This window comes from Stenotrophomonas sp., assembly GCF_032066555.1.
GTDB lineage: Bacteria > Pseudomonadota > Gammaproteobacteria > Xanthomonadales > Xanthomonadaceae > Stenotrophomonas.
In genome coordinates, this window is record NZ_DAMBKV010000009.1 from 101173 (window position 1) to 126096 (window position 24924).

Below are 24924 nucleotides of genomic sequence, written 5' to 3' on the forward strand. Positions count from 1 at the left end.
CAGTTCCTGCACGTATTGGACAAGGCGCAGAGATGATGCAGAAGCAGGGAATTCGCAGGAGATTGCAGGTGGCGGCGCTGGTGCTTGCCGGAGCGGCGTCGGCGGCGGCGTGGGCTGGACCGCCCGCGGACTGGACGACACCGATCAAACCATTTCATATCGTCGACAACATCTACTACGTAGGCAGCGAGGGACTGGCGGCCTACCTGATCGTGTCGGAGCAGGGGGCGATCCTGCTGGATGCTCCGCTTGCTGCCAATGCGGATCAGATCGAGCGCAACATCGAAAGCCTGGGTGTGCCGCTGCATGATGTGCGGCTGTTGCTCAGCAGCCATGCCCATGCGGATCATGTCGGTGCGATGGCAGCACTCAAGCGCGACACCGGTGCACGTTATGCTGCCAGCGCTGGCGACCGTTGGGCGCTTGAGAACGGCAGGAACCAGGGCGACAACAACTACGGCATCCAGCCCTTCGATCCGATCAAGCTGGATGAGGTCGTCAGCGATGGGCAGAAGCTCCGGCTTGGTGACGTCGAGCTGACGGCGCATCTTACGCCCGGGCACACCGCCGGTTGCACCAGCTGGAGCATGACCGTGAACGACCGCGGCACGTCGCGCGAGGTGTTGTTCCTGTGCAGCATTACCGTCGCCGGCAATACGCTGATTGGGAACCGGAGCTACCCGACTATCGCCGAGGATTTCCGCGCGACGTTTGCAAAGCTTGGCGCGATGCAGGCGGACATCGTCCTGAGCGGTCATCCCGACACCACCGGCATCCTGGAGCGGCAGGCGCAACGTGCCGATGGCGACGAGGATGCATTTGTGGACCCTGACCTGCTCGCCCGGCTGGTGGACGCGCACAAGGAGAGTTTTGAGGATGCCTTGAGCAAGGCGCGTTCCACTCCCCAGCGCCCTTGAGCAGGCGCCGCAGATTCCATCGGCAGACGAACCGCCTGAGATCTTCAGCGTAACCACGTAGCCCGGGTAAGCGCAGCGCACCCGGGGAATCGTTGAGTCAGATAGGGCGTTGATGTGCTTATTGCAATGCTTGTATGGGCACGCGACTTCGCACCGCTCTGCAAGTTCCCGGGTGCGTTGCGCTTACCCGGGCTACGGCGTCTGCGCACTTCCATGCGGCGGCTGGTTCACTCAAGCGCGAGTGCCTGTCGCAGGCCGGCCACATGGGCGCGGCCCACCGGCAGCTCCGCACCGCCAGTGAGCACCAGCCAATAGCGGCTGCCGCTACCCGAATGCAGGGTGCTGATGTGGCGCAGGTTGACCAGGTAGGAGCGGTGACAACGGACGAAGTCCGGCGGCAATACCGCGCTCAGGCCCGCCAGTGACTTGTCGTGCAGCTCACTGCGACCGTCGCGCATGCGCAGCTCGCTGTAGTCGCCGTCGGCCCGGATCCACTGCACATCGGCCAGTTCGACCAGGGCCGTGCCCTGCGCGCGCCAGATGCCCAGGTAACGTGCGCGGCCTGAGCTGTAGCGGCCTACATCCAGCAGGCGCTCCAGTGCCTGGCCCAGGCGCTCACGCGAGAACGGCTTGGGTACGAAGTCCAGCACGCCGTGCTCGAAGGCCTGCAGGGCGCGCTCGCGATGGGCGGATACAACCACGCAGTGGTAACGGCCAGCCACCGCGCTGCGCAGCAGCTCAAAGCCGTCCTCACCGCCGAGGTTGAGGTCCAGCAGCAGGCCGTCGTAGACGCTGCGCTGCAACCGGTCGCCGGCGGCATCGAGGTCGGCGACCGCATCGAAGCGGGCACGCGTGCCGGCCAGTTCAGCGCACAGGCGCAACAGGCGCTGGCGGACCAACGGCTCATCCTCGACGATCAATATGCGCATGTGAGTTCGATCCGACTGCACCAGTCGGCGCCATCGGCGCCTTGGCTGTAATGCCAGCGGTTGGGGTGGGAGGCGGCCAGGCTGGCCTCGATGTAACGGGTTCCGGTGCCCTGGCCTCGGTGCGGAGCGGAGCCACGTGCACTGCGCAGTTCCAGCACCCAGTGTTGCTTGTCGCGCTGCACGCGCAGGCGGAACGGTCGTTGCGCACAGGCGACCGCGCCGGCATGGGTCAGCGCGTTCTCCACCTGCGCATGCAGCACGCCGGGCGGCAGCGAGAGTTGCAGGTCGTCGGCGTCCACCTCCAGCGTCATCGGTTGGTCCAGGGCCTGGCCAACGATGTCCAGATGGTTGCGGCACAGGGCCAGCTCTTCACTCAATGGAACGCTCTGGCGACTGCTGCTCTCGCGCAAACGGTCGAACTGTTCGGCCAGTGACTCGACCAGGCGGCTGGCCTTGGTCGGAGCCTGTTCGATCAGTTCCTGCAGGCAGGTGAGGGTATTCATCAGCCAGTGCGGCTGGATGCCACGCTGCAGCAACTGCAGCGACAGGCTGGCACGTTCTTCGCGCAGGCGTGCGTTGTGCATATCCAAGGCTCGAACCTGCGCCGCATGGCAGAGCAGCAGGAAACCCACCAGCACCGCTAGCAGCAGGAAGTAGGGGCCATCGAGGAAGGCCCCGGGGGCAAACAACAAGGCCAGTACGCCGGCGACCAGCAGGGCCAGGATCGGCCAGCGTTCTTCGCGTTCACCTTTGGCCCGCAGCAGCAACGCAGACGAGGCCAGCAGGCTCAGCAGCAGTGCCATCGCCGAGCGGATATCGAAGCTGGGCAGCAGCACGGCGGCCAACACCAGCGCGGTCGCGTAAGCGATGCCCAGCCCCTTGGGCATGGCAACGCCGTAGCGCCGCGCAAGATAGGCAGGCAGCAGCATGGCCGCTGCCACGTGCAAGGCCAGCAGCGCATACAGGCGCAGGCCGTGCCACGGATAGAGATAGCCGAGCAATGGTCGCCAGCCTTCGATCACCGGCAATGCAATCCCGACCGCGCACAGCGCGAGCAACAGTTGCCCGCCCGGCATCTGCGGCCGGCCGCGCTGCAGCGCAAGGAAGTACAGACAGGCTGCTGCGAGTGCACCGGTGGCGAGGGCGGCGATCAGCCAAGGCAGAACCATGCGCTGGTACAACACCACGGCCGGCGCCACTGCTACCAGGGCATCGGCGCTGTACAGGCCGAACTGCTGGTGGTGGCTGGACGCGAGCACCAGCAGTTCGTCGCTGCCCGTGGGCGAGGAAGGCGGCAGTACGCGGGTAATGTCGACCAGGCCGGGCTGCTCCTGCTCGGCGCTGATGCCGACGACACCGTTGCTCAGCATCGGTTGGCCGTTCCAGTACAGCTGGCTGGCGCCACGTAGTGACAGGCGCAGGGCGCGGCCAGCATCGTCCGGCTGGGTGGACGCGGGCGATTGCCAGCGCAGCCAGTACGGGCCGCGCCAGCTGGCCAGCGTTTGTTGATCGATGGGCTGCCAATGGATGTCGGCGGGCGGCGAGGTCGGCAAGCTACCCGCGGAGGTCACGCTGGCGGGTGCCATCTCTCCGCTCAGTACTTGCACGCTGTTGACGTCGCGCAGCAGCACAGCCAGCCACGCGGCGACCGCGAAGACCAGCACGGCCAGTACGCTCAGGATTCGTAGGATCGGCATGGGCCTATCGTATCGGCTGCGCGGAGACGCTGGGCGGTGAGTTGGAGCCGTTCGGCGGACGCGCGCCCCGCAGGCGCCGTTGGGGGAGGGATGCTGGCTCCGTGGCAAAGGCGACGGGAGCTTTCTCCGGGTTGCAGAGGCCACGGCAACACCTACCTTCCCTCCCGATAGGAGCCCGCCATGTCCATCAACCCTTCGTCTGTTTCCACTGCCCGTCATCCTTGCCTGCAGTTCTCGGCGGCTTCTTCCACCGCATCGCTTGTCGCTGCGCATCAACCCGGCGTTGGTGGGGCGGTTGCGACCGGCAAGGGCAAGCCGGGACGTGCCGCTCGCCTGTTGGTGCTCTGCCTGACCCTGGCCTGCGCTTCGCCGGCGCTGGCCAAGGACTCGGTTGCGCCGCTGGTGTTCGCACCCTATGCGATGCAGACCAGGAGCAATGGCACCATCGCCAGCGAAGAGGCCTTCCTCGACGTTCCGCGTCGCCACAGTGAGCCGAACGGGCCGCGCATCCGCCTGCGTGTGGTGCGCTTGCCGGCGACCGGTGGCGATGGCCGCAGTGCCCCGGTGGTCTATCTGGCCGGCGGCCCGGGTGGCTCTGGCTTCGGCACCGCACTGGGCCCGCGCTGGCCGGTATTCGACCGGGTTCGCCGCGAGACCGATGTGCTGCTGCTTGATCAGCGCGGCACCGACTTCTCCGAAATGCCGCCGGAGTGTCCGCACGAGCAGAAGTTCGACGACGCCCAGCCGTTGCAGCGTGACGCGGCTTTGGTCGGAGTGAAGGCGGCACTGGTCAGCTGCCTTGGGTTCTGGAAGGACGCCGGGGTTGATATGGGCGCCTACACCACCGCCGAGAGCGCCGACGATATCGAGTACCTGCGCAAGGCGATGGCATTGCCCAAGCTGAGCCTGTGGGGCATGAGCTACGGCACGCATCTGGCCCTGGCCACGGTGCGTCGGCATCCGGGCAGCCTTGAGCGCGTGGTGTTGATGGGCAGCGAAGGTCCGGACGATACGATCAAGCTACCGCTGGCTGCCGACGCATTGCTAGCCGAGCTGGCGGTCATCGCCCGAAAGGATGGCTTCGAGGATCTGCAGGGATCGGCGCAGCGGGTGTTGGCCAAGCTGCGGCAGCAGCCGGGGCAGGGCAGCAGCCCGATGCATGACGGCCGCAAGGTGACGATTGGTGAGTTCGACGCACAGATGGCGATAGCGATCGCGCTTGGTCGCCGCTCCACCCAGCGCGTGCTGCCATTGGCGCTACGTGAGGCCGAGGCCGGCAACTACGACCTGCTCGGTGCGATCGCCCTGATGGTGCGCGAGGGCCTGGGCGGCTGGCGCGCCATGCCAACGGCAATGGATGTGGCTTCCGGGCAGAGTCCACAGCGGCGCGCACTGGCGGCGGCGCAGGCACGGCAGAGTCTGCTCGGCGACGCCTTGAACTTCCCGTTCCCGGAAGTTGCCGATGGGCTGGGCATGCTGGATCTGGGAGACGCCTTCCGTGCGCCACTGCGCAGTGACGTGCCGGTGTTGTTCATCAGCGGCACGCTCGATGGCCGCACCCCGCATGCCAACGCCCAGGCGCTGCTTCCCGGCTTCAGCCAAGGCAAGGAGCTGCTGGTGCGCGGCGCGAGCCACGACAATGAGATGTGGCTGGGCAATCCCGCCATCGCCGACAACATCGCCGGTTTCCTGGCGGGGCGGGGGCTGAGTGCGGACGTGCTGGATGTACCGCTGCCGGTGTTCGTCACTGACCGCTCGGCACTGTAAGCAGGACCTGAGTCGGCGTCAGAGTCGGGCTTTCCTGAAGTCTGGCTCTGGCCGCAGTCATGCAACTACTTGAACGCCGGTGGCGCAACGTTGCGTCCATAGACGATCTCCACGATCGTGCGCAGGAATTCGTTGGTAGGAATGCGCTCGCCGTTGGTGGCGTACGCGATCGCCACGTCATCCGCCGGGTTGTAAATGACGCGCGCGTGCGAGCCCAGCACGTCACCACCGTGACCAAAAAAATGATTCTCGTCGTACGTGAACTCAGCCAGTCCTCGCCCCCAGCCGCTGCCACCCGGTCGCGGCTGCATCTGCTCCACAGTCTCCGTGTGCAGCAGCTTGTGCTCGAACAGCGCGGTGATCAGTACATTCAGGTCGTGTGTGGTGGCTGCGATGTCACCCACGCCGATCACGTTGGTGTACTCGATATCCTTGATCTGCCGCCATTGCCCGGCGAATGCATAGGACTTGAAGGTGTTGCCGGGGTGGGAACGCGTGGAAGCGAAGTTGCGCAGGCCAAGAGGCGCTGCGATTTCCTGCGCGACGATATCGTGGTAGTCGCGCCCATCTACCCGCTCGATGATCATCCGCAGGAGGAAGTAGGCGGAGTTGGAGTAGGCAACGCGTTCACCAGGTTCGAATGCAGCACCCTGGGTTCGTATTTCCTGCAGGATGTCATCCTGGCTTAGCGGATCAACTACCCATACCTGACCATTCCTGATCGCGAAGTTGCCAAGACCGCTGGTGTGCTCCAGCAGGTTGCCGATGCTTATCCGATGTGAGGAAGGCATGTCCGGGAAAAAGCTGGACAGTCTGTCATCCAGCCTCAGACGGCCGTCTTCGATCAGCTTGAAGGCCAGGATCGCTGTGACCATCTTGGTTACGGATGCGATTTGATACTTGCTGCTCTCGTCGTAAGCAACACCAGGCAGGTTCGGTTGCCCGAAGCTTCTGGCATAGACCTCGCGGCCGTCCTTGAAGATGGACAGGCTGCCAATGCCGCCATTGCTGTCCTCGACATGGTTGATGAAGTCATCAAGCCTTTCTGCATGCACTTCCGCATGCACTGCTTGTGACGGATGAGGTTCCGAATGCGCCGATAGCGGGAGCGCCAAGGCCGGAAGAAGCATCAACAAGGCAGCCAATCTCTTCATCTCGTTCGGGTCTGTTCAATCAAAGGCGATGGCGACGCGGTACTGGGATCAGTATCGGGTGCATGACGGTGATGGTGAGATGTTGCCCGGGCTTCACGTTGTGCCGGCTGCCGTGCCAAGGAGCAGGCAGTTCAACGCCTGCCTGCAATGTCCCTGATCGCATCGGCAACCGCTGCCGGGTTCTCGCGGTGGATGTTGTGGCCGCTGACGAAGTAGCGCTGGAAGCCACGGTCGAAGGCGCTGAACAATGCGGCGTGCTGCGCCTTCCACAGCGCTTTGCCGGCAGCTGTTTCCTCGAAAACGAAGGGTTCGGCGGCGACCTGCGTGGCGGTGAGCAGCGCGACCGGAAGGTCCGGCATGGCGCTGGGCGTGCGCGCGCCAGGCGCATCCAGTTGGGTGATCAATGCCCGATAGTCGGCGGCCATGGGCGGCGGCAGCATGCCCAGCAGAGCGGCATCATCGGCCAGTACGCGTGCTGCATCGGCCTGCTTGAACGCGTGTCGCTGGCCCAGGGTGGCCGGGTCGACGAGGACCAGCGCCTGCAGTTGTTGCGGATGGCGGCGTGCGAACTCGGTGGCCAGCAGTCCACCATACGAGTGGCCGACCAGCACGACCTTCTGTCCACCGGCGAGGTCACTGATCACGGCACCGAGGTCAACGAGGTGAGCGTCGATGTCCTTGGGCTTGCCATCGCTGCCCGAGTTGCCAAGCCCCGCGCGTGAATAGCTGATGCTGCGGTAGTCGGGGCCGAGCGCAGCGATCACGTCCTTCCATGTGTCCTTGGCCTGGCCGAAGCCCGACTCGAAGACCACCGTGACCGGTCCGGCTCCGGACTGCTCGGCGCTCAGCCTGTAGGCGCCGCGGTCCACCAATATCTCGCCGGCGTGGGCGATGTTGGAGGCAGCCATCAGCAAGGCTGCCATGGCCCACACCTTGATGCTGTTTGTACTCATTTGCTCCCCTTGGACGCTGGTGCAGATGCTTGCAGGAACACGCGGACGGCTCTGCGACGACCTGCGAACCGCTCCGCTCAGTGTGTTGATACTATAGTTAGGTATAACACCATGCATCCCTGCCGGAAGTCATGTGCCCGTGGGCGTCGAAGTTCAGCCGTCTGTTCCTTGTTTCCTCGATCCTTTCGACAGGGTTGGTGGTTCAGGACGGGGGGGCTGTCGACCGGCGCGGGTTATCTGCATCAGCGGTGGCGTCCGGGAGCCAATGCAGCGATGCAGCACAGCAGTGCGGCCATCGAAAGCACCGCTGTGGCCCAGAGGTTTCCTGCAGGGCCAAGCTGGTCCAACAATCGGCCGCCTGCCCATGCGCCCACTGCGATGGCGACATTGAATGCGCCCACATACAGGGCGCTGTTTGCTTCTATCGCATTCGGCGCGGCCTGCATCATCCAGGTCATGAGTCCAACCGATACCCCGCCGTAGGCCAGACCCCAGAGCAAGAGCAGGATGCTTCCGTTGAGCGGGGCATGGCCGATGCAAAGAAACAGCAGTGCCGTGGCCAGGAGGCCGGCTGCAATGGCCATCACGGTGGCGGTGACATGGCGGGGGGCGACCAGCCCGACCAGGAAATTGCCGGCTATGCCGGCGGTTCCATAGCCCAGCAGCAGCCCGCCGATCCAGGAAGCCCCCACGCCGGAGACCGACTCCAGCAGTGGCCGGATGAACGTGAATGCCGCGAAATGTCCTGTTACCAGCAGCAGCGTCACGCCGAGCCCGAGCTGTACGCGGCGGCTGCCCAGTTGTTCGGCGAAGTGGCGCAGCTGCACCGATGCCACCGCGGGTAGCGAGGGAATCACTGCAAGGTGGAGCAACAAGACAAGCGCGCTCAGCAATGCCATGCCGGCGAATGCCTGACGCCATCCGAGCAGTTCGCCAGTCCATGCAGCCAGCGGCACGCCCAACACCGAGGCGGCCGCGACGCCACCGAAGATGATGGCGGTGGCGAGTCCCACGCGCTGTGGGAGGACCAGGCGTGTCGCCAGTCCGCCTGCAATCGCCCAGATCCCGCCCATGCAGACACCAACCAGCAGCCTGGCAGCGAGCATCCAGTGCATGTTCGGCGCCAGCGCCGATGCCGAGTTGGCTGCTACAAGCAGGATCAGCAAGCCGCACAGGATCCTGCGCCGGTTGATGCCGCCAGCGGCGATAACCACCAGCGGCGCAAATACTGCCGCCAGCAGTGCTGGCACGGAAATCAGCAGGCCGGCGCTGCCGCTGGATATGCCAAGGTCGTGGGCGATGGGGGTAAGCAGGCCGACCGGCAGCATTTCGGTGGTTACCACGGAGAAGGTCGCCAGCGCGACGGCCAGCACTGCCAGCCACGGATGATTCGCGGCGGCTGCCGGGGAGGATGGTGTTTGCACGGTCTGTTCCGGTCCGGGAGAGTATTGGGTGTCAGCAGGCGTTGCTGGGTTGCAACAGGCGGGGACGCAGGCGGCGGGCAGCGCAGATCGACAACAGCAGCACCGCGGCCCCGGCAACCACACTCACGGCGAAGCCCGCACCGGCACCGGCCGCGTCCACCCGCTGTCCGGTGGCTGCGGCGCCGAGTGCCACGCCAACGTTCAATCCGGCCAGCAGCCAGGTGATGCCTTCGGTCAGCTGCCGTGGCGGCACGCTGCGCTCGATCAACGACATGACCACGATCATCGTGGGGGCGAAGAAGGTGCCGGCCAGCAGCACGCTTGCTGCAAGCGCAGGCAGGCTGGTCACCAGCAGCAACGGCAGCGTGCACAGTGCCGTCGCGGTGCCGCACCACAGCAGCAGGCGTTGCAACGGTGTGGTCAGTTTCAGCACGCCAAACACCAGGCCTGCCGCGCAGGAGCCCACGGCGTAGGCCGACAGCACGATGCTGGCGGCAAAAGGCTGGCCGTGTTGTTCGGCAAAGGCGACGCTGGTGATGTCGATGCTGCCGACGATCACACCCATTGCCACCATCAGCACGGCAAGCAGTCGCACATCCGTCGCCGCGATCACCGATCGGCCAGCGCTGTTTGTGGCCTCCGGATCGGGCTGTGGTTGGGTTGCCCGCTGCAGCGCAAGCATGCCGGTACCCAAGGCCAGCAGCAGCGCGGCACACAGCAGGCCGGCCTGTGGAAACAAGGCAACGGATAGCCCCACGGCCAAGGGCGGGCCGGCGATGAAGCCGAGCTCGTCGAAGACGGTTTCCAGCGAGTAAGCCGTCTGCAGCGGTGCCTGCCCGCGGTAGATGACGGTCCAGCGCGCCCTGAGCATTGCCGACATGCTCGGCATGCAGCCGGCCAGCGCGGCACCCGTGAAAAGCAGCCAGTCCGGTGCCTGCCAGTGGCTGGCAAGGAGCAGCAGCAACATGCCCGCGACGCTGGCGGTGGCCGCCAACGGCAAAACCTTTGCCTGGCCATGGCGGTCTACCCAACGCGAGATCCGCGGCGATGCCAGCGCATAGCTCAGGACGAAGGTGGCCGATACCGCGCCCGCCAGGGCATAGCTGCCGCGCAGCTGGGCCAGCAGGGTGATGATGCCAATGCCGGTCATGGGTAGCGGCAATCGCGCCAACAGGCCGGCCAGGGTGAAGGCGATGGCGCCGGGAACGGAGAAGAGTGTGCGGTAGGCGCTGACCATGGGGGCTCCAGGAACTGCGGCTTGCTTGTGAAAGTGCGCGCCGTAACAATACATACGAGGTGTACGTAAAAGACTATATACATACGCCGTGAATGTAAATAAACATACGCATCGTATGAAAGGAGATCACTTTGGTCCGTCGCACCCGCGTTGAAATGGAGGCCACCCGTGCCTCGCTATTGGCTACTGCCCGTCGCATGTTTGCCGACAGCGGGTATGCGAATACCTCGATGGATGAGCTGACTGCCCAGGCAGGCCTGACCCGCGGCGCGCTGTATCACCACTTTGGTGACAAGCAGGGCTTGCTGGCGGCGGTGGTCGAGCAGATCGATGCAGAGACCGACGCGCGGCTGCAGGCCATCAGTGATGCCGCCACCGATCCCTGGCAGGGCTTCCAGCAACGCTGCCGGGCCTATCTGGACATGGCGCTGGAACCGGAGGTCCAACGCATCGTCCTGCGCGACGCACGTGCGGTGCTCGGCGGCGCCACCCTGGATTCGCAGCGGCATTGCGTGGATTCGATGCAGCGCGTGATCGAGGAACTTGCTCGCCAGGGATTGATTGCAGAGGTGGATGCCCAGGCCCTGGCGTCAATGATCTATGGCAGCCTGGCCGAGGCTGCTTTCTGGATAGCCGAAGGCGCTGATGGTGATGCGCGCCTGCGCAAGTCCACCGCTGCCCTGGATCTGCTGCTTCGCGGGCTGACGCGGGGCTAGCGGCAAGCGCTGGCCGCAGCCAGCTGCAGGGCTTTTCCCGAGTCTGCAAGTTGGGCGATGGCAATCCGCTGGCTCCGTAAATATACTATCCCCCAGTACAGGATATTGGGGCCGCCATGCCGCACTCGCCCGAAGAGAAAAAGAAGGTCCTGGCCCGGGTCAAGCGCATCCGCGGCCAGTGCGATGCGCTGGAGCGCGCATTGGAAGCCGGCGCGGACTGCAACCCGGTGCTGCAGCAGATCGCAGCCATCCGCGGGGCGGTCAACGGGCTGATGTCGGAGGTGATGGAGGCGCACCTGCGCGAGGAGTTTGGCCAGCCGGCGCGCTCGGACGCGCAGCGGGCCGCGCGTGTTGCCGAGATGTCCAGCCTGATCCGTTCCTATCTCAAATAATCCCGGGCGGCGCACTGCGCTGTCCTTCGCCATTCCCGCAGGAGAACAACCATGAAATCACGTGCCGCCGTTGCCTTTGGTCCGGGCCAGCCCTTGCAGATCGTCGAGATCGACGTCGCACCGCCGAAGGCCGGCGAGGTGCTGGTCAAGATCACCCATACCGGTGTCTGCCATACCGATGCCTTCACCCTGTCCGGTGATGACCCGGAAGGCCTGTTCCCCTGCGTGCTCGGCCATGAAGGCGCCGGCATCGTGGTCGAGGTGGGCGAGGGCGTTACCTCGGTGAAGCCGGGCGATCACGTCATTCCGCTATATACCGCCGAGTGCGGCGAGTGCCTGTTCTGCAAGAGCGGCAAGACCAATCTGTGCACCTCGGTGCGCGCCACCCAGGGCAAGGGCGTGATGCCGGACGGCACCAGCCGCTTCTCCTATAACGGCGAGCCGATCTACCACTACATGGGTTGCTCCACGTTCTCCGAGTACACCGTGGTGGCCGAAGTGTCGCTGGCCAAGGTCAACCCGGAAGCCAACCCGGAGCATGTCTGCCTGCTGGGCTGCGGCGTCACCACCGGCATCGGCGCGGTGCACAACACCGCCAAGGTGGCCGAAGGCGACAGCGTGGCCGTGTTCGGGTTGGGTGGTATTGGCCTGGCGGTGATCCAGGGCGCGCGCCAAGCCAAGGCCGGCCGCATCATCGCCATCGACACCAACCCGTCCAAGTTCGAACTGGCCAAGCAGTTTGGTGCCACCGACTGCGTCAATCCGAAGGATCACGACAAGCCGATCCAGCAGGTCGTCGTCGAAATGACCGGTTGGGGTGTTGACCACAGCTTCGAGTGCATCGGCAACACCCATGTGATGCGTGCGGCGCTGGAATGCGCACACCGTGGTTGGGGCCAGAGCGTGATCATCGGTGTCGCCGGTGCCGGCCAGGAAATCTCCACCCGTCCGTTCCAGCTGGTGACCGGCCGCAAGTGGATGGGTACCGCATTCGGCGGCGTGAAGGGCCGCAGCCAGCTGCCGGGCATGGTCGAAGACGCGATGAAGGGTGACATCGAACTGGCGCCGTTCGTCACCCACACGATGGAACTGGACAAGATCAACGAAGCCTTCGAGCTGATGCATGAAGGCAAGTCGATCCGCTCGGTCATCCACTACTGAGGCTGGTTTGTGGGAGCGGTGTAAGCCGCGAAGCTCGCACTCCATCAGTCGCACTAGATCCAGCAACCCAGCAACCCAGCAACCAAGGATTCCAAACCATGCAACGACTAGAACACCGCGCCTGCTTCGGCGGCTGGCAGGACGTGTACCGGCACGAATCCAAAGTGTTGGGGTGTGAAATGACGGTAGGCGTATACCTGCCGCCGCAGGCCGCGCACGGTCCGTGCCCGGTGCTGTACTGGCTGAGCGGGCTCACCTGCACCGAGCAGAACTTCATCACCAAGGCCGGGGCGCAGCGTTATGCGGCCGAGCACGGCATCATCCTGGTGGCGCCGGACACCAGCCCGCGCGGTGACAGCGTCGCCGATGCCGAGGGATACGATCTGGGCAAGGGTGCGGGCTTCTATCTCAATGCCACCCGCGCACCGTGGGCTGCGCATTACCGCATGTATGACTACATCGTCGATGAGTTGCCGAGGTGGGTGGAAGCCAACGTGGCCGCCAGCGACGTGCGCGCCATCAGCGGGCATTCGATGGGGGGGCATGGCGCGCTGACCATCGCGCTGAAGAATCCGGGCCGCTATCGCAGTGTGTCGGCGTTCTCGCCGATCGTGGCACCGTCGCAGGTGCCGTGGGGGCAGAAGGCCTTCGCCGCCTATCTGGGCGAAGACCGCGACGCCTGGAAAGCCCATGACGCCAGTGAGCTGGTGGCGCGGGCGCAGGAAAAGCTGCCCTTGCTGGTTGACCAGGGCGGTGCGGATGAATTCCTGGAGAACCAGCTGCGGCCGCAGCTGCTGCAGGCGGCGTGTGACGCCGCAGGGCATCCGTTGCAGCTGCGCATGCAGCCGGGGTATGACCACAGCTACTACTTCATCAGCAGCTTCATCGGCGAACATATCGCCCATCACGCCAAAGCGATGCGCTGAGCCGTTTCTGGTAGAGCCGAGCCATGCTCGGCTGAGGTTCTGCCGGTAACGCCGCTGCCGAGCATGGCTCGGCACTACGGCGTGCTCCCTTCCTTTCGCGCAGCGAAGGGGCTGGTAAGGCCCCTGCCGAGCATGGCTCGGCACTACGGACGGGTTGCGTAGGCTTGGGGCGGTGATGCCGTGGCGGGGTCTGGGTCACGTTGCCGGCGTCGTGGCCGGGTTATCGTGCAGGCAATGACCTGTTCGACGGGGGATGCATGCCGCTGCTGCTGTTCCTGCTGTTCGTGGTCTGTCATGGACTGGTACTCGCTGCAGGGGCAGGTACCGCCGGCACGGGCTCTTTCGGCTTTTTGATCGCGGCGCCGTTGCTGGCCGCCGGCTGCTGCCTGTGGCGTGCCCGGCGGGATGCCGCCGCCTTGGGGTGGTGCGCGATCGCAGTGGCGATGCTGCTGTGGGCGGGCGGCATGGCCTTGAACCTGGTCGATGCGCTGGCAGCGGGCCGCACAGACCTCACGCCGCGTGCCAGCATGTTGTTGTACGTGCTGTATGCCGTGCCATTGGTGTTCGTTCTTGCCCGCGCGCGCTCCGAGCGCCCAAGCATCAGTCTGATCGACGCGATCATGGCGGGATTGCTGGGCGTATTGTTTTTCGTGCATACCGGATTCTTTGCCGACCGTGTCGATGTCGACGATGCCGCGCTGGACAACATGCGCTACATGTTCGATATCCAGAACCTGTGCATCGCCGGCTTTGCCATCGTGCGGTGGCTGGCCGCGGACACGACGGAGTGGCGCGGCCTGTTCCGGGCTTTGGCCTTGTATGCCGTGGGCTACCTGCTGGCGGCGGGCTACATCAATCATTTTTCTTCGGAAGATTCGTTCGGCGCATACAACGACCTGCTGATCGATCTGCCCTTTCTGATACTGGGCTGGTTGGCGGTGAAGCCCGTGCGCGTTTCGAGCTTTGCGCCCAGCCCTCGCTTGTCCCGCCTTGTGCAGGCGGGCGGGCCGATGATCCTGCCCTTGTTGCTGCTGGTGATTGGCACCCTGGTGGTCGACCATGCCCGCGCGCTGGCAGTGGCCGGCTTCGTGGTGGCCACGCTGGGGTTTGGTCTGCGCAGCATGCTGTTGCAGATCGGTCTGCTGGAGCGCCAGGCGGCCTTGGACCAGTTGGCAAGGCAGGACGGGCTGACCGGCGTGGCCAACCGCCGGCAGTTCGATGCGGTGTTGCAGAGTGAGTGGAGCCGGGCGTGCCGCAGTGGCGGTGGACTGGGTCTGTTGCTGGTGGATATCGACCATTTCAAGGCGTTCAACGATGCCCATGGCCACCCCGCCGGTGACCGCTGCCTGCAGGCCGTGGCGGCCCGCCTGCAGGCGAATGTACGGCGCGCGGGTGATTGCCTGGCGCGCTATGGCGGCGAGGAGTTCGCGGTGATCGTGCCCGAGGCTGCGCTGGGCGATGTAGCGGCCCTTGCCGAAACCCTGCGATTGGCGGTGGCCGGTTTGGCACTGCCGGAGGGGCCGGTCAGCATCAGCATCGGGGTGGCCTTCGTGCAGCCGTCCAGCATGCGGGACATGCGGCAGCTGCTGGCCGAGGCCGATACTGCGTTGTATGCGGCCAAGCATGCTGGCCGCAATCGCGTCTGCATGGGAACCGTGCAGACGCCGCAACCGGCCCATATACCGCCTCCGATAGGTGCGGCGTAAGCAGCGAGGCATCGCGGCAGCGTGGTCTCTGCATACGCAGCACCTGCCCGCGGTTGAGGCTGCGCTGGCCCTGCGGCTTACGCCGCCACTGCCGGGGTGATGAAATCGGTATAGGCGTAGCGATTCTCGCGCAGCACGGTCTGGCCTTGCTGCAGACGCAACGGGGTACGGAACATCGGCCCGGCGCTGACGCAGGTGTGGAATTCGCCGTTCTCGCCGCAAGGGTCGACATCGGCGGGTAGGGCGTCCAGCAGGCCGTGGTCAAAGGCATGGCCGGCGAAACCTGCATCCAGTTGCTGGCTGTCCACGCAGCACAGCTGTGCCTGCAGTCCTGCATCGACCATCTGTCGGGCCAACGTTGCGGTATCGCGGCCGAACAGGGGGAACAGGGTCTGCCAACCAAGCGCGGCGTACTGCTGTTCGCGCCATTGGCGGATATCGGCCAGCAGCAGGTCGCCGAAGGCAATGCTGGCAATGCCGGGCCAGCGTTGTTGGGCCCGCTGCAGGGCATCGCGCATCGCGGCCATGTACAGCGCGTTGTCGCAGTCCTGGGGGATCCAGGCCTCCAGCAACGGCAAGCCGGCCGCCTCGGCCTGGGCCTGCAGCACGGCATGGCGCACGCCCTGCATGGATGAGCGCGCATGGCCTTCGGTCAGGGTGGTAAGCAGTGCCACCACCTGTACGTCATCGCGCTGATGCAGGGCATGCAGTGCCCAGGCGGCATCCTTGCCGCCGCTCCAGGAAAGCAGAACCGGGGTACTCACGGCTCAGCGGACATCGCGCAGTTCCCAGTGGTTGCCGGCCAGCCAGCGCATGCGCTGCTTGAACAGATCACCGGACAAGGTGGTGCTGGCGACCAGGTTGATGCGCAGGTCGGCCTGCTGGCCGGTCACCGTGGCCTGCGGATCGGTGGCGCCCAGGCCCGGGTCGACGTCATCGGGTTCGTCCTGGGTAGCCTTCCAGCGCTCGAACAGCTCTGGCGTGCGCAGGGCTGCCTGCAACTGCTCGGCAAAGGCTTCGGCACCGCTGGCGGTGAACGACAGGCGTGGGTCGGCGCCACGCGCCTTGGCCGGGTCGGGCAGCGAAATGGAGTAGTGCACGGACATGGGGACCTCCTTGATGAAGTGTCAGACTAGCGCGCCTGCCGTGGCGATGGTGTACAGATCGCGTGCAAGTCTCAGTTGCCGAAGGTATGGGGTTCATCGGCGAAGCCGATGGTGACCGCGCCCTTGCCGACATTGACCATGCCGGTCAGGCTCATCACCGCTTCCAGCAGCGTCACGCCGTGCTGGTCGCAGTTGTCGCGCAGCTGCCGGTAGCCGGGCAGCGCACGCAGCTCGTCCAGGGGGCCACCGTAGCTGATGCATACCACCGGGGTCATCAGGCCATGCGCCACACGTTTGCCGACGAAATCGAACAACGCCTGCACCGCGCTGTCGAAGCCCTTGATCTTGGCGACCGGTTCGGTGTTGCCGCGGTAGCCGTGCAGGATCGGCTTGATGTCCAGCGCGCTGCCGAGCGCGACGCTCAGCAGGCCAACACTGCGGTCGCCCTTGTGGCGGGCGCGGGCACGCAGGTAGTACAGGTCGCGGGTGACCATATAGCCGTGCACGTTGCTGGCGACCAGCTCCAGCCGTTCGCGCATCTGCGGCACGGTAGCGCCACTGTCGCGCAGGCGCACCGCTTCCACCGCGCTCACGGCCTGGGCGGCGAACAGGTTCTGGGTGTCGATGACGCGCAGGCTGAACGGCGAGTTGTAGCCGGCGGCCTGGCGAATGGGCTTGTACTCGTTGAGGATGCTGTAGCCGGCCTGCACCGCGTTGTCATGGAGCGGACTGCGGGTACGGGTGATGGTCATGCAGAACACCTGGTCGAAATCGGTGACCAGGCGGCTCAGGAACAGCTCGCGGATCTGTTCGGCGCTGTAGGGGATGGTCTCGGCTTCGGCGCTGCGCTCACTCAGCGGCCCTTGCAGGAACGCCAAGGTGGATTCCTCATCCCGGTGGTCGGGAAGCAGGGTGTCGCCGATGCGTACGGTGATGGGGAGCAACACGATATTGTTGCGCTGCAAGTAACCTGCGGGCAGGTCACAGGCCGAGTCGACCACGATTCCAATACGCATGTGCTTGTGTCCCCCTGGTCGTAACAGTTTCGAAAGATCAGAACCCTATCGCAATTTCCGGCAGGCAGAGATGGTTTCTGCGGCCATCTTCGCAATAAATGGCATCTTTTTTCACCATTTCCTCATTTCCTCGCGCGGGGCTGGCCATTAAGCTACACCCCAGCAACTGCGGCGAGCTCCCCGGGTGCGACGGCATGGGTGGGGAGTGTCACCGCCTGACGGTAGGTGGTGAGCCAGGGGTCAGTAATGGAAACGGCAAGTTCGGTGGTTGAATTCTGGCGCGCGGCAGGTCCGCAGCGTTGGTTTGAGCGTAACGAGGCGTTTGATGCGCAGTTCCGGGAGCGATTCCTCGACCTGCACTATCAAGCGGCCCGACGCGCCTGCGAGGATTGGCTGGAAAACGCCGAAGGCGCGCTCGCGCTGCAGATCCTGCTGGACCAGTTTCCGCGCAACTGCTTCCGCGGTACCGCGCATTCCTATGCTACCGATGGGTTGGCCCGGCATTACGCCATGCGCACCATCGAGGAAGGCCTGGACCGTGAGCTGCCGCTCAAACTGCGTGCCTTCATCTATCTGCCGTTCGAGCATTCCGAGGACCCGCAGGACCAGGAGCGGGCGGTGGCGATGTTCGAGGTGCTCGGTGATCTGGAGTACCTGAAGTATGCGGAAGTGCACCGCGATGTGATCCGCCGCTTCGGCCGTTTCCCGCACCGCAACGCAGTGCTCGGCCGCATCCCGACCGCCGAGGAACTGCATTTCCTCGCCGAGGGCGGGTTTGCCGGTTGAGCGTTTCGACAGCTGGCGGTGTGTTGGTCGCAGACGTGGGGAGCTGCAATGCCGGCCGCGTGACCTGTGACGTTGACTTGCCGTGTGACTGCAAGCGTCACTGACTTTCTCATATGAAAAAGCATCATGCGCTGAGCGCGCATGATGCCGATGTGCAGTCATTTTCCGTGACTAGGATGAACGTCCGATCCGGATGCGCACGCAGCACGCGTGTGGTTTCCGCCGGCTCGGCTGTGTCCTCTCAAGGAAGTGAATCATGTCCATCACGCGAAGCAACGCGGCACATGCACGGCAGCTTGTACCGCATCTCCTGGCCAAGGCCATTGCCGCCACCCTGGTGGTCAGCGCCACCGCGGCCGCGCAGTCGTCAACGGACACGCTGCAGCAGCACCTCTGGCAGCGTGCCGTGCAATCCACCTTTGTGGAGGGGCCTGCGGCTGCACACGAATCCAACGCGCCCGCCCGCGTACCTGCTGCATCTGCTGCGGATGCGAGCGATGTCACCCAGTGGCGCAACGATGAGTTCAATGCCGATTGGGGCTTGCAGGCAATCAACGCCGATGCCGCCTATGCACGTGGCCTGACCGGCAAAGGCGTGCGTCTGGGCGTGTTTGACAGCGGCAGCGGCCTGGACCATGACGAGTTTGCCGGCAAGGACAATCGCAGCCTGCACCTGGCCGACGTGCTGGCCGATGGCAGTCTGTGCAGCAACACGACAGTGTTGTCTGGGCCCTCGGCCTGCTTCAGTAGTGAGGGCGACCAGGTTGCAATCGACTATCTGTTGCTCGATCCGGCATTCACGCCGGCGCAGCTGGAGTTCCTGCATCAGAACGGCTTGTTCGAAGGGCCGCAGTTCGTTACCCACGGTACGCACGTGGCAGGCACCATTGCCGCCAACCGCGATGGCAAGGGCATGCACGGCGTGGCGTTCGCATCGAACCTGTCGGTGGCGCGCCTGTTCTTCGGCAGTGTGGCGATGCTCACGGTGGATCCGGCCAGCAACTTGACCGGCATCACGGTAGCGGGGATCGGGCCAGGCCCGGATGTATTCAATCAGCTCTATGCCCAACTGGAGGCGCAGGGTGCGCGCGCACTCAACCACAGTTGGGGGTTCAGCCACGAGGCGCAGAGTCTGCAGGAAGTCGATGGGATTTTCGCCGATCAGGAGTATCGCGATTACCTGGATATGTTCGCGCAGGGCTCGCGCAGCGGCGGCCTGATCCAGGTCTGGGCAGCAGGTAACTCCAGCGCTTACAACCCAAGCCCGGAGCAAGCTCCCTTGCCCGACGTGCATGCAGGCCTGCCGCGTGCGTTCGACGATGTCGAGCCGTACTGGCTGGCGGTGGTGAATGTTGACCAGAACCTGCAACTGAACAATCTATCGCATCGCTGCGGCTACGCCGCCAACTGGTGCCTTGCCGCGCCAGGCAGCAACATCGTGTCCACCGTATACGGGCCGGATTCGGAGTTGCAGGCGGATCTATTGATCGATGCGGCTGGCAACGCAGTGCTGGACGTGTTGGACAGGGTCCCCAGCCATGACTATGCGGCGATGAGCGGCACCTCGATGGCGGCCCCTCACGTTACCGGTGCATTGGGCCTGCTGTTCGAACGCTTTCCTTACCTGGACAGCGCACAGGTGCGCGACGTGCTGTTGACCACGGCCACCGATCTGGGGGCACCGGGCGTGGACGAAGTCTATGGTTGGGGCCTGGTCAATCTGGCCAAGGCGGTTGACGGCTATGGGCAGTTGCGGGTGGATACCAACATCGTGATGGACCAGAAGGCGGGAGGCACCAAGGTCTGGGAGGGCGACGCCTGGGATGACTGGCGCAACGACATTGGTGGGCCTGGCAAGCTGGGCAAATCCGGCCTTGGCTGGCTGCGTCTGAGTGGTGACAACAGCTTCAACGGCGCGGTGGTGCGTGCCGGTGTATTGGAGCTGGATGGACTGAACCGCCTCACGGATGCGGTGACGGTGGAGGGTGGCCAGTTCCGTCTGAATGGAATCCTGCAGGAGACCGCACTCCACAACCTTGGCGGCAGCAGCTGGATCAGCAGCAAGGCGCAGCTGCTGGGGGCTGACCTGGCGGTCCTGGGAGGCGTTGTGTCATTCAACGGCGTGCAACGTGGCGGCAGTACGCAGGTGGGCGTCGAGGGTGCACTGTCCGGTACCGGTGAGCTGGGCGATACCCGGGTCGAAGGTGTGATCGCACCGGGCAATTCCATCGGCACGCTGACCGTCAACGGCAACTACGAGCAGACGGCGACGGCGTCGTTGCTGGCCGAGCTCGCGCCCGGTAGCCGCAGCGATCTGCTGCATGTCACCGGCACGGCGCGCCTGGATGGCACCTTGGTTGCGTTGCCCGAACCCGGGACGTACTACCTGGGCGAGGAATTCAACTTCCTGCATGCCGATGCCGGCGTCATCGGACGTTTCGCGCGCACGGACTTCAGTGCGTTTTCGCCTTTCCTGCAGTTTTCACTGGTCTATGCCAGTGATGGCGCCCGTCTCGAGGTGGCACGGGGCGCCAGCCTGGTCAGTGCAGCGGTGACGGCCAACCAGTTGCAGGTGGCCGCGCTCGCTGATGCAGCCGCCATTGAACAGGGGCTGCCAAAGCCACTGACGCAATTGTTTCCCGCCCAGTTGGGGGCCGCGCTGGAGGCACTGGGGGGTGAACTGTACGCAGCCACCCCGATCGCCTTGTTGGAAAGCAGCCGCTATCTGCGCGATGCGGCATTGCGCAGGGGCGCGGCGCAGCCGCTGGTTGACGCCAGCGATGGCGGCAGTGCGGCCTGGGTGCAGGTGTTGGGCGGCAGCAGTGCCCTGCACGGCGGTCTCAACGCCGCACGTACCGATGCCAACAGCAATGGCGTGCTGGTGGGCCTGGAGCACGACCTTGCTGCCTGGAGGGTGGGGGCACTGCTGGGCAATGGGCATAGCGACGTCAAGCAGGCGCAAGGCCGCGCCAGCAAGGCGAAGATCGATAACCGCCACGCCGGCATCTATGCCGGCAGAACATGGGGTGGGCTGGGCCTGGGCACGGGCCTGGCGGTGAGCAGGCACGACGTGGAGAGTACGCGCAGCGTCAGCTTTGCCGGTTTCAGTGATCGCCTGGCGGCGCGCCATGACGCACGGACACGGCAGGCATTCATCGAGTTTGGCTACCGCCTGGGCGATGCCGGGCGTGCGTTGGAACCCTATCTGCAGGTGGCGCGGGTGGGCGTGGACGTGGCCGGCATCCACGAACACGGTGGTGTCGCCGCGTTGCAGGGACGGGTGAAGAACACCCGCAGCACGCTGGGCACCGCTGGGCTGCGCTTCGCCTATGGCTTGAAAGCGGCAGGACAGGCGCAGAGTGGTTTACAGCTGCGTGGTGGCCTGGGTTATCGGCGGGTGAGCGGGGATCGAGTGCAGGTGGCAGAACTGGGTTGGGCGGAGACGGGACGTTTCAGCGTGACGGGCGCGGCGCTGGACGCAAGCACCGTTGCGTCCGAGCTGGGGCTGTCGGCCTGGCTGAGTCCGCGGCAGCGGCTGGAGTTGGACTACGGCGGTCAGCACGGCAGTGCCAGTCGTGACCCATCGCTCAGCGCACGTTGGTCGATCCAGTTCTGAACGATTGCGTCCGGCACACCGGGTGGTTCGAAGGCGAGCCTGCCGCGCGACTGCCTGGCCTGCGCCTGCAATGCGCCAGGCAGGCTGCAAGCTGCCGATGCAGGGGATGGTGCAGGCATGAAAAACGCCGGCTATGCCGGCGTTTTTCCTGTTGCTGCGGCGTGCTCCGATCAGTACTTCGGAACGCTGTTGTCCACGTTCTCCGACCAGGCATCGATGCCGCCGGTGATGTTGAACACATTGGTGAAGCCCAGTGCCAGGAACTGCGCGGCCGCCTGCGCGCTGCGCCCGCCGCGGTGGCACAGGAAGGCCAGGGCGGTGTCCTTGGGCAGGGCCTCGAGCTTGGCGCGGTTGTCACCGTCGAAGGTTTCGAACTTGCCATTGATCGCGGCGATGGCGCGTTCGTCGGCCGGGCGCACGTCCACCACGGTGATGGCGCCGGCACGCAGCTGGTCGTCTGCGCTGCGCACGTCCAGGTCCTGCACCGGCTTGGGGGCGTTCGGGTTGTTGATCGCCAGGCCCTGGCCGCGGATGTCGTCGACCCAGTCGATGGTGATGCCTTCGGCGCGACGCGCGCTGGCGGAATCGAACTGCACGCGCAGGCCGTTGGATTCGGCGGCGATGGCGTTGGCGTCGAACGGGGCCAGCTGGAAGTTCGGCTGGAAGCTGGCATCGATGCTCAACTGCAGCGCAGCGCCCGGGGCGTCGGCCAGTGCGCCCTTGAGCATTTCCACCGCCGCCGGGGTGACGGTGATCGACGGCGGGGTGCGGTCCGGGGCGGCCAGGCCGAGCAGGCTGCTCAGTTCACCGCTGCTGGCCATCTGCAGGATGATGTCGCTGCCGCCGATCAGCTCGCCGTCCACGTACAGCTGCGGAATGGTCGGCCAGTCGCCGTAGGCCTTGATGCCTTCACGGATCTCCTGGTCGGCCAGCACGTTGACGTGGTTGAACTGCACGCCCAGGTCCTGCAGCGCGCCAACAGCCTTGGCCGAGAAGCCGCACTGCGGCATGGTCGGCTGGCCCTTCATGAACAGGACGACGCGGTCGGCGCCGAGGATGGATTCAATGCGCGAACGCAGGGCGGGGTCCAGGGACATCGTGAACTCGTATAGGTGGTCGTAGACCAGCTGATTCTACGCTGCATGGCATCATGGGGAATGACTGCCCCGGAAACCCTGCATCGCATTCCCGTCCACCCCTGGCGCTGGCTGCCCTGGCTGCTTGTCTCGCAATTGCTGGTTGCGCTGCTGTGGTGGCAGTTGGGCTGGATCTGGGGCCTGCCCTTGCTGCTGCTCAGCCACGCGCTGTTCATCGTGCCGATCTTCCTGCCCAACAGCCGCTTCTATGCACCGGTCGTCAGCCGTGCGCCCGGCCGGGACGTGTGGCTGACCATCGATGACGGCCCGTCCGATGAGACCCTGGCGGTGCTGGAGCTGCTCGACCGGCATGACGCCAAGGCCACCTTCTTCATGGTGGGCGCGCGTGCGTTGGCCAGGCCGGAGCTGGTGCACGAGGTGCTGCGGCGCGGGCATGACCTCGGCAATCACAGCTATTCGCACCCGCAGGCGCGCTTCTGGGCGCTGGGCCCCGTGCAGATGGCGGCTGAGATCGGCCAATGCCAGCAGGCGCTCACCACGATAGCCGGGGCAGCACCGCGGTGGTACCGCTCGGTGGTAGGCATGACCAACCCGTTTGTGGCGGCCGCGCTCAAGCGCCACGGCCTGGCGCGGATAGGCTGGAGTGCGCGTGGATATGATGGGGTCAACTGCACGCCGGAGGGCGTTGTCGCCCGGATTGCGCCGGACCTCGGGCCTGGGGCCATCGTCCTGCTGCATGAAGGTGCCGCCCATGGCCACAACCTGGCCATCATCGAAGCCGTGCTGCAGCAGTTGCAGGCCCGTGGCCTTGTGGCCCGCCTGCCACAGGTAACAGCGTAGACTCGCCTCCCGCCATCCGGCGGCGTTCTGGAACCGCACCATGCCTTTCTCCCAACTCGGCCTGTCTCCCTATGTGCTGCCAGCGTTGCAGCAGGCCCTGCGGCAGGCCGGCTACCTGGCGCCGACGCCGATCCAGCAGCAGGCCGTGCCCTTGCTGCTGAAGGGCCGCGATGTGGTGGCGCTGGCGCCGACCGGTTCAGGCAAGACCGCCGCCTACGTGCTGCCGGCGTTGCAGCGTTTCTTCATGGCAACGCCGCGCAAGCCGCGCGTGCTGGCCCAGTTGATCCTGGTGCCGACCCGCGAGCTGGCGCTGCAGGTAAGCGACGTGTTTGCCACCTTGGGCCGCGAGTTGCCGCGACGGCCGCACCTGGTCTGTGCGGTGGGCGGCGTGTCGATCAATCCGCAGATGATGTCGCTGCGCGGTGGTGCCGACATCGTCGTGGCCACCCCCGGGCGCCTGTTGGATCTGCTGGCGCATAACGCGCTGTCCTTGAAGCAGGTGCAACTGCTGGTACTGGATGAGGCGGACCGTCTGCTGGAACTGGGCTTCGGCGATGAGCTGCGGCAGATCCTGGCCGAATTGCCGGTAAAGCGGCAGACCGCCTTGTTCTCGGCCACGTTCGCAGCGGATATCGAAAGCCTGGCTGCGGCGGGGCTGCAGGATCCGCAGCGGCTGGAAATCGGGCAGCAGTCAGCGCCGGAGATCGAGCAGCGCGCCATCCACGTCGATAGCGCTCGACGTGCCGAGTTGTTGCTGTCCTTGCTGGAAGATCCGCGCTGGCAACAGGTATTGGTCTTTGTCGGCAGCATCCGCGACGGTGACCGTCTGGCTGCACAACTGCGCAAGGCCGGCATCAACGCGCAGGCGCTGCATGGTGAGCTTTCGCAGGGGCGGCGCTTCCGCATGCTGCAGGACTTCAAGGATGGTGAGGTGCGGGTGTTGGTGGCTACAGACCTGGCCGCGCGCGGTATCGATATCACGCGTTTGCCGGTGGTGGTGAACTACGACCTGCCGCGTGCGCCAGCCGATTACCTGCACCGTATCGGCCGCACCGGACGGGCAGGGGAAAAGGGGCTGGCGCTGAGTTTCGTCGATTCGGCGGCGATGGCGCATTGGCGCCTGATCTGCAAACGCCATGGCCTGCAGAGCAAGACCGAGGTGCTTGAGGGTTTTGAGCCTACGCAGGCAGCGCCGTTGGCCAGCGTGGTCGCCGACGACAACGGCGGTATCAAGGGCCGCCGGCCGAGCAAGAAAGATCGCGCGCGGGCTGCGGCTGCGGAAAAATCCGGGTCCTGACAGCACCCGGGAGGGAAGGCGTCAACTGTAGTGCCGAGCCATGCTCGGCAGGGGCCTTCCCGGTAAAGCCTCCGTAGGAGCGGCGTAAGCCGCGAAGCCCTGGATTCAACCGGGGTCGCGTCGGCAAGGCCCCTGCCGAGCATGGCTCGGCACTACATTGGGCTTTGCCGGGAAGGCTTCTGCCGAG

At 65.2% G+C, this 24924-nt stretch carries 21 protein-coding genes; 11 read left to right on the top strand and 10 right to left on the bottom strand.

Going from position 1 to position 24924, the window contains the following annotated elements:
* The first annotated feature begins 68 nt into the window (after nucleotides 1-68).
* A complete protein-coding gene (gene bla / locus RT131_RS12210; RefSeq protein WP_313173077.1) occupies nucleotides 69-917 on the top strand; it encodes a subclass B3 metallo-beta-lactamase in 849 nt (282 codons plus the stop codon).
* 227 nt (nucleotides 918-1144) lie between these two features.
* On the opposite strand, the gene RT131_RS12215 is transcribed toward bla, so the two are convergent.
* A complete protein-coding gene (locus RT131_RS12215) occupies nucleotides 1145-1846 on the bottom strand; it encodes a LytTR family DNA-binding domain-containing protein (protein ID WP_313173078.1) in 702 nt (233 codons plus the stop codon).
* Complete coding sequence (locus tag RT131_RS12220) at nucleotides 1834-3543, bottom strand: histidine kinase (protein ID WP_313173079.1); 1710 nt, start codon at nucleotides 3541-3543, stop codon at nucleotides 1834-1836. The genes RT131_RS12215 and RT131_RS12220 overlap by 13 nt, the downstream gene beginning before the upstream one ends.
* Nucleotides 3544-3723: 180 nt before the next feature.
* Between RT131_RS12220 and RT131_RS12225 the strand changes: the two genes are divergently transcribed.
* On the top strand, nucleotides 3724-5310 hold the full coding sequence (locus RT131_RS12225) for an alpha/beta hydrolase (RefSeq protein ID WP_313173080.1): 1587 nt from the start codon (nucleotides 3724-3726) through the stop codon (nucleotides 5308-5310).
* Between the two features lie 65 nt (nucleotides 5311-5375).
* On the opposite strand, the gene RT131_RS12230 is transcribed toward RT131_RS12225, so the two are convergent.
* From RT131_RS12230 to RT131_RS12245, 4 genes are all read right to left on the bottom strand, one after another.
* The gene (locus RT131_RS12230) at nucleotides 5376-6455 is read right to left on the bottom strand and encodes a serine hydrolase domain-containing protein (protein ID WP_313173081.1); all 1080 of its coding nucleotides are present in this window, start codon (nucleotides 6453-6455) and stop codon (nucleotides 5376-5378) included.
* Between the two features lie 140 nt (nucleotides 6456-6595).
* Nucleotides 6596-7417 (bottom strand): alpha/beta hydrolase, encoded by an 822-nt coding sequence (locus RT131_RS12235; protein WP_313173082.1) that lies wholly within the window; start codon nucleotides 7415-7417, stop codon nucleotides 6596-6598.
* 242 nt (nucleotides 7418-7659) lie between these two features.
* On the bottom strand, nucleotides 7660-8841 hold the full coding sequence (locus tag RT131_RS12240) for an MFS transporter (protein WP_313173083.1): 1182 nt from the start codon (nucleotides 8839-8841) through the stop codon (nucleotides 7660-7662).
* A 31-nt stretch (nucleotides 8842-8872) separates the two neighbouring features.
* Nucleotides 8873-10078 (bottom strand): MFS transporter, encoded by a 1206-nt coding sequence (locus RT131_RS12245; RefSeq protein WP_313173084.1) that lies wholly within the window; start codon nucleotides 10076-10078, stop codon nucleotides 8873-8875.
* A gap of 131 nt (nucleotides 10079-10209) precedes the next feature.
* On the opposite strand from RT131_RS12245, the gene RT131_RS12250 reads away from it, so the two are divergent.
* The 5 genes from RT131_RS12250 to RT131_RS12270 all read left to right on the top strand — a co-directional run bounded on the left by RT131_RS12250 (nucleotide 10210) and on the right by RT131_RS12270 (nucleotide 14979).
* Nucleotides 10210-10794 carry a helix-turn-helix domain-containing protein gene (locus RT131_RS12250; protein WP_313173085.1) on the top strand — a complete coding sequence of 195 codons (585 nt, stop codon included), beginning with the start codon at nucleotides 10210-10212 and terminating at the stop codon, nucleotides 10792-10794.
* Between the two features lie 116 nt (nucleotides 10795-10910).
* Nucleotides 10911-11186, top strand: coding sequence for a metal/formaldehyde-sensitive transcriptional repressor (locus RT131_RS12255; RefSeq protein ID WP_282268719.1), 276 nt, complete (start codon nucleotides 10911-10913; stop codon nucleotides 11184-11186).
* A 51-nt stretch (nucleotides 11187-11237) separates the two neighbouring features.
* Entirely contained in the window at nucleotides 11238-12347 is a 1110-nt protein-coding gene (locus RT131_RS12260; protein WP_313173086.1) for an S-(hydroxymethyl)glutathione dehydrogenase/class III alcohol dehydrogenase, read from the top strand.
* Between the two features lie 98 nt (nucleotides 12348-12445).
* Entirely contained in the window at nucleotides 12446-13273 is an 828-nt protein-coding gene (gene fghA / locus RT131_RS12265; protein WP_313173087.1) for an S-formylglutathione hydrolase, read from the top strand.
* Nucleotides 13274-13530: 257 nt separating this feature from the next.
* Nucleotides 13531-14979, top strand: coding sequence for a GGDEF domain-containing protein (locus RT131_RS12270; RefSeq protein WP_313173088.1), 1449 nt, complete (start codon nucleotides 13531-13533; stop codon nucleotides 14977-14979).
* A gap of 77 nt (nucleotides 14980-15056) precedes the next feature.
* Here the strand turns inward: RT131_RS12270 and RT131_RS12275 are convergent, their stop codons facing one another.
* From RT131_RS12275 to RT131_RS12285, 3 genes are all read right to left on the bottom strand, one after another.
* Complete coding sequence (locus RT131_RS12275) at nucleotides 15057-15743, bottom strand: ATP-binding protein (protein ID WP_313173089.1); 687 nt, start codon at nucleotides 15741-15743, stop codon at nucleotides 15057-15059.
* A 3-nt stretch (nucleotides 15744-15746) separates the two neighbouring features.
* A complete protein-coding gene (locus RT131_RS12280; RefSeq protein WP_313173090.1) occupies nucleotides 15747-16085 on the bottom strand; it encodes a hypothetical protein in 339 nt (112 codons plus the stop codon).
* A gap of 71 nt (nucleotides 16086-16156) precedes the next feature.
* On the bottom strand, nucleotides 16157-17101 hold the full coding sequence (locus RT131_RS12285; RefSeq protein WP_313173091.1) for a DegV family protein: 945 nt from the start codon (nucleotides 17099-17101) through the stop codon (nucleotides 16157-16159).
* A gap of 246 nt (nucleotides 17102-17347) precedes the next feature.
* Here RT131_RS12285 and RT131_RS12290 point away from each other — a divergent pair, with 246 nt between their 5' ends.
* Both RT131_RS12290 and RT131_RS12295 read left to right on the top strand, forming a co-directional pair.
* Nucleotides 17348-17887 (top strand): DUF924 family protein, encoded by a 540-nt coding sequence (locus RT131_RS12290; RefSeq protein WP_313173092.1) that lies wholly within the window; start codon nucleotides 17348-17350, stop codon nucleotides 17885-17887.
* A gap of 256 nt (nucleotides 17888-18143) precedes the next feature.
* Nucleotides 18144-21503 (top strand): autotransporter domain-containing protein, encoded by a 3360-nt coding sequence (locus tag RT131_RS12295; RefSeq protein ID WP_313173093.1) that lies wholly within the window; start codon nucleotides 18144-18146, stop codon nucleotides 21501-21503.
* Between the two features lie 170 nt (nucleotides 21504-21673).
* Here the strand turns inward: RT131_RS12295 and grxD are convergent, their stop codons facing one another.
* On the bottom strand, nucleotides 21674-22600 hold the full coding sequence (gene grxD / locus RT131_RS12300) for a Grx4 family monothiol glutaredoxin (RefSeq protein ID WP_313173094.1): 927 nt from the start codon (nucleotides 22598-22600) through the stop codon (nucleotides 21674-21676).
* Nucleotides 22601-22660: 60 nt separating this feature from the next.
* Between grxD and RT131_RS12305 the strand changes: the two genes are divergently transcribed.
* Nucleotides 22661-23440 carry a polysaccharide deacetylase family protein gene (locus RT131_RS12305; RefSeq protein WP_313173095.1) on the top strand — a complete coding sequence of 260 codons (780 nt, stop codon included), beginning with the start codon at nucleotides 22661-22663 and terminating at the stop codon, nucleotides 23438-23440.
* Nucleotides 23441-23480: 40 nt separating this feature from the next.
* A complete protein-coding gene (locus tag RT131_RS12310) occupies nucleotides 23481-24737 on the top strand; it encodes a DEAD/DEAH box helicase (RefSeq protein WP_313173096.1) in 1257 nt (418 codons plus the stop codon).
* Nucleotides 24738-24924 lie beyond the last annotated feature (187 nt).

Bases quoted from the DNA above. Each gene is read 5' to 3' on its own strand.
- RT131_RS12305 (WP_313173095.1), top strand. From the start codon at position 22,661: ATGACTGCCCCGGAAACCCTGCATCGCATTCCCGTCCACCCCTGGCGC.
- RT131_RS12245 (WP_313173084.1), bottom strand. From the start codon at position 10,078: ATGGTCAGCGCCTACCGCACACTCTTCTCCGTTCCCGGCGCCATCGCC.
- RT131_RS12215 (WP_313173078.1), bottom strand. From the start codon at position 1,846: ATGCGCATATTGATCGTCGAGGATGAGCCGTTGGTCCGCCAGCGCCTG.
- RT131_RS12310 (WP_313173096.1), top strand. From the start codon at position 23,481: ATGCCTTTCTCCCAACTCGGCCTGTCTCCCTATGTGCTGCCAGCGTTG.
- RT131_RS12280 (WP_313173090.1), bottom strand. From the start codon at position 16,085: ATGTCCGTGCACTACTCCATTTCGCTGCCCGACCCGGCCAAGGCGCGT.
- RT131_RS12285 (WP_313173091.1), bottom strand. From the start codon at position 17,101: ATGCGTATTGGAATCGTGGTCGACTCGGCCTGTGACCTGCCCGCAGGT.
- RT131_RS12220 (WP_313173079.1), bottom strand. From the start codon at position 3,543: ATGCCGATCCTACGAATCCTGAGCGTACTGGCCGTGCTGGTCTTCGCG.
- RT131_RS12235 (WP_313173082.1), bottom strand. From the start codon at position 7,417: ATGAGTACAAACAGCATCAAGGTGTGGGCCATGGCAGCCTTGCTGATG.
- RT131_RS12260 (WP_313173086.1), top strand. From the start codon at position 11,238: ATGAAATCACGTGCCGCCGTTGCCTTTGGTCCGGGCCAGCCCTTGCAG.
- RT131_RS12290 (WP_313173092.1), top strand. From the start codon at position 17,348: ATGGAAACGGCAAGTTCGGTGGTTGAATTCTGGCGCGCGGCAGGTCCG.
- grxD (WP_313173094.1), bottom strand. From the start codon at position 22,600: ATGTCCCTGGACCCCGCCCTGCGTTCGCGCATTGAATCCATCCTCGGC.
- fghA (WP_313173087.1), top strand. From the start codon at position 12,446: ATGCAACGACTAGAACACCGCGCCTGCTTCGGCGGCTGGCAGGACGTG.
- RT131_RS12295 (WP_313173093.1), top strand. From the start codon at position 18,144: ATGTCCATCACGCGAAGCAACGCGGCACATGCACGGCAGCTTGTACCG.
- RT131_RS12270 (WP_313173088.1), top strand. From the start codon at position 13,531: ATGCCGCTGCTGCTGTTCCTGCTGTTCGTGGTCTGTCATGGACTGGTA.
- RT131_RS12255 (WP_282268719.1), top strand. From the start codon at position 10,911: ATGCCGCACTCGCCCGAAGAGAAAAAGAAGGTCCTGGCCCGGGTCAAG.
- RT131_RS12225 (WP_313173080.1), top strand. From the start codon at position 3,724: ATGTCCATCAACCCTTCGTCTGTTTCCACTGCCCGTCATCCTTGCCTG.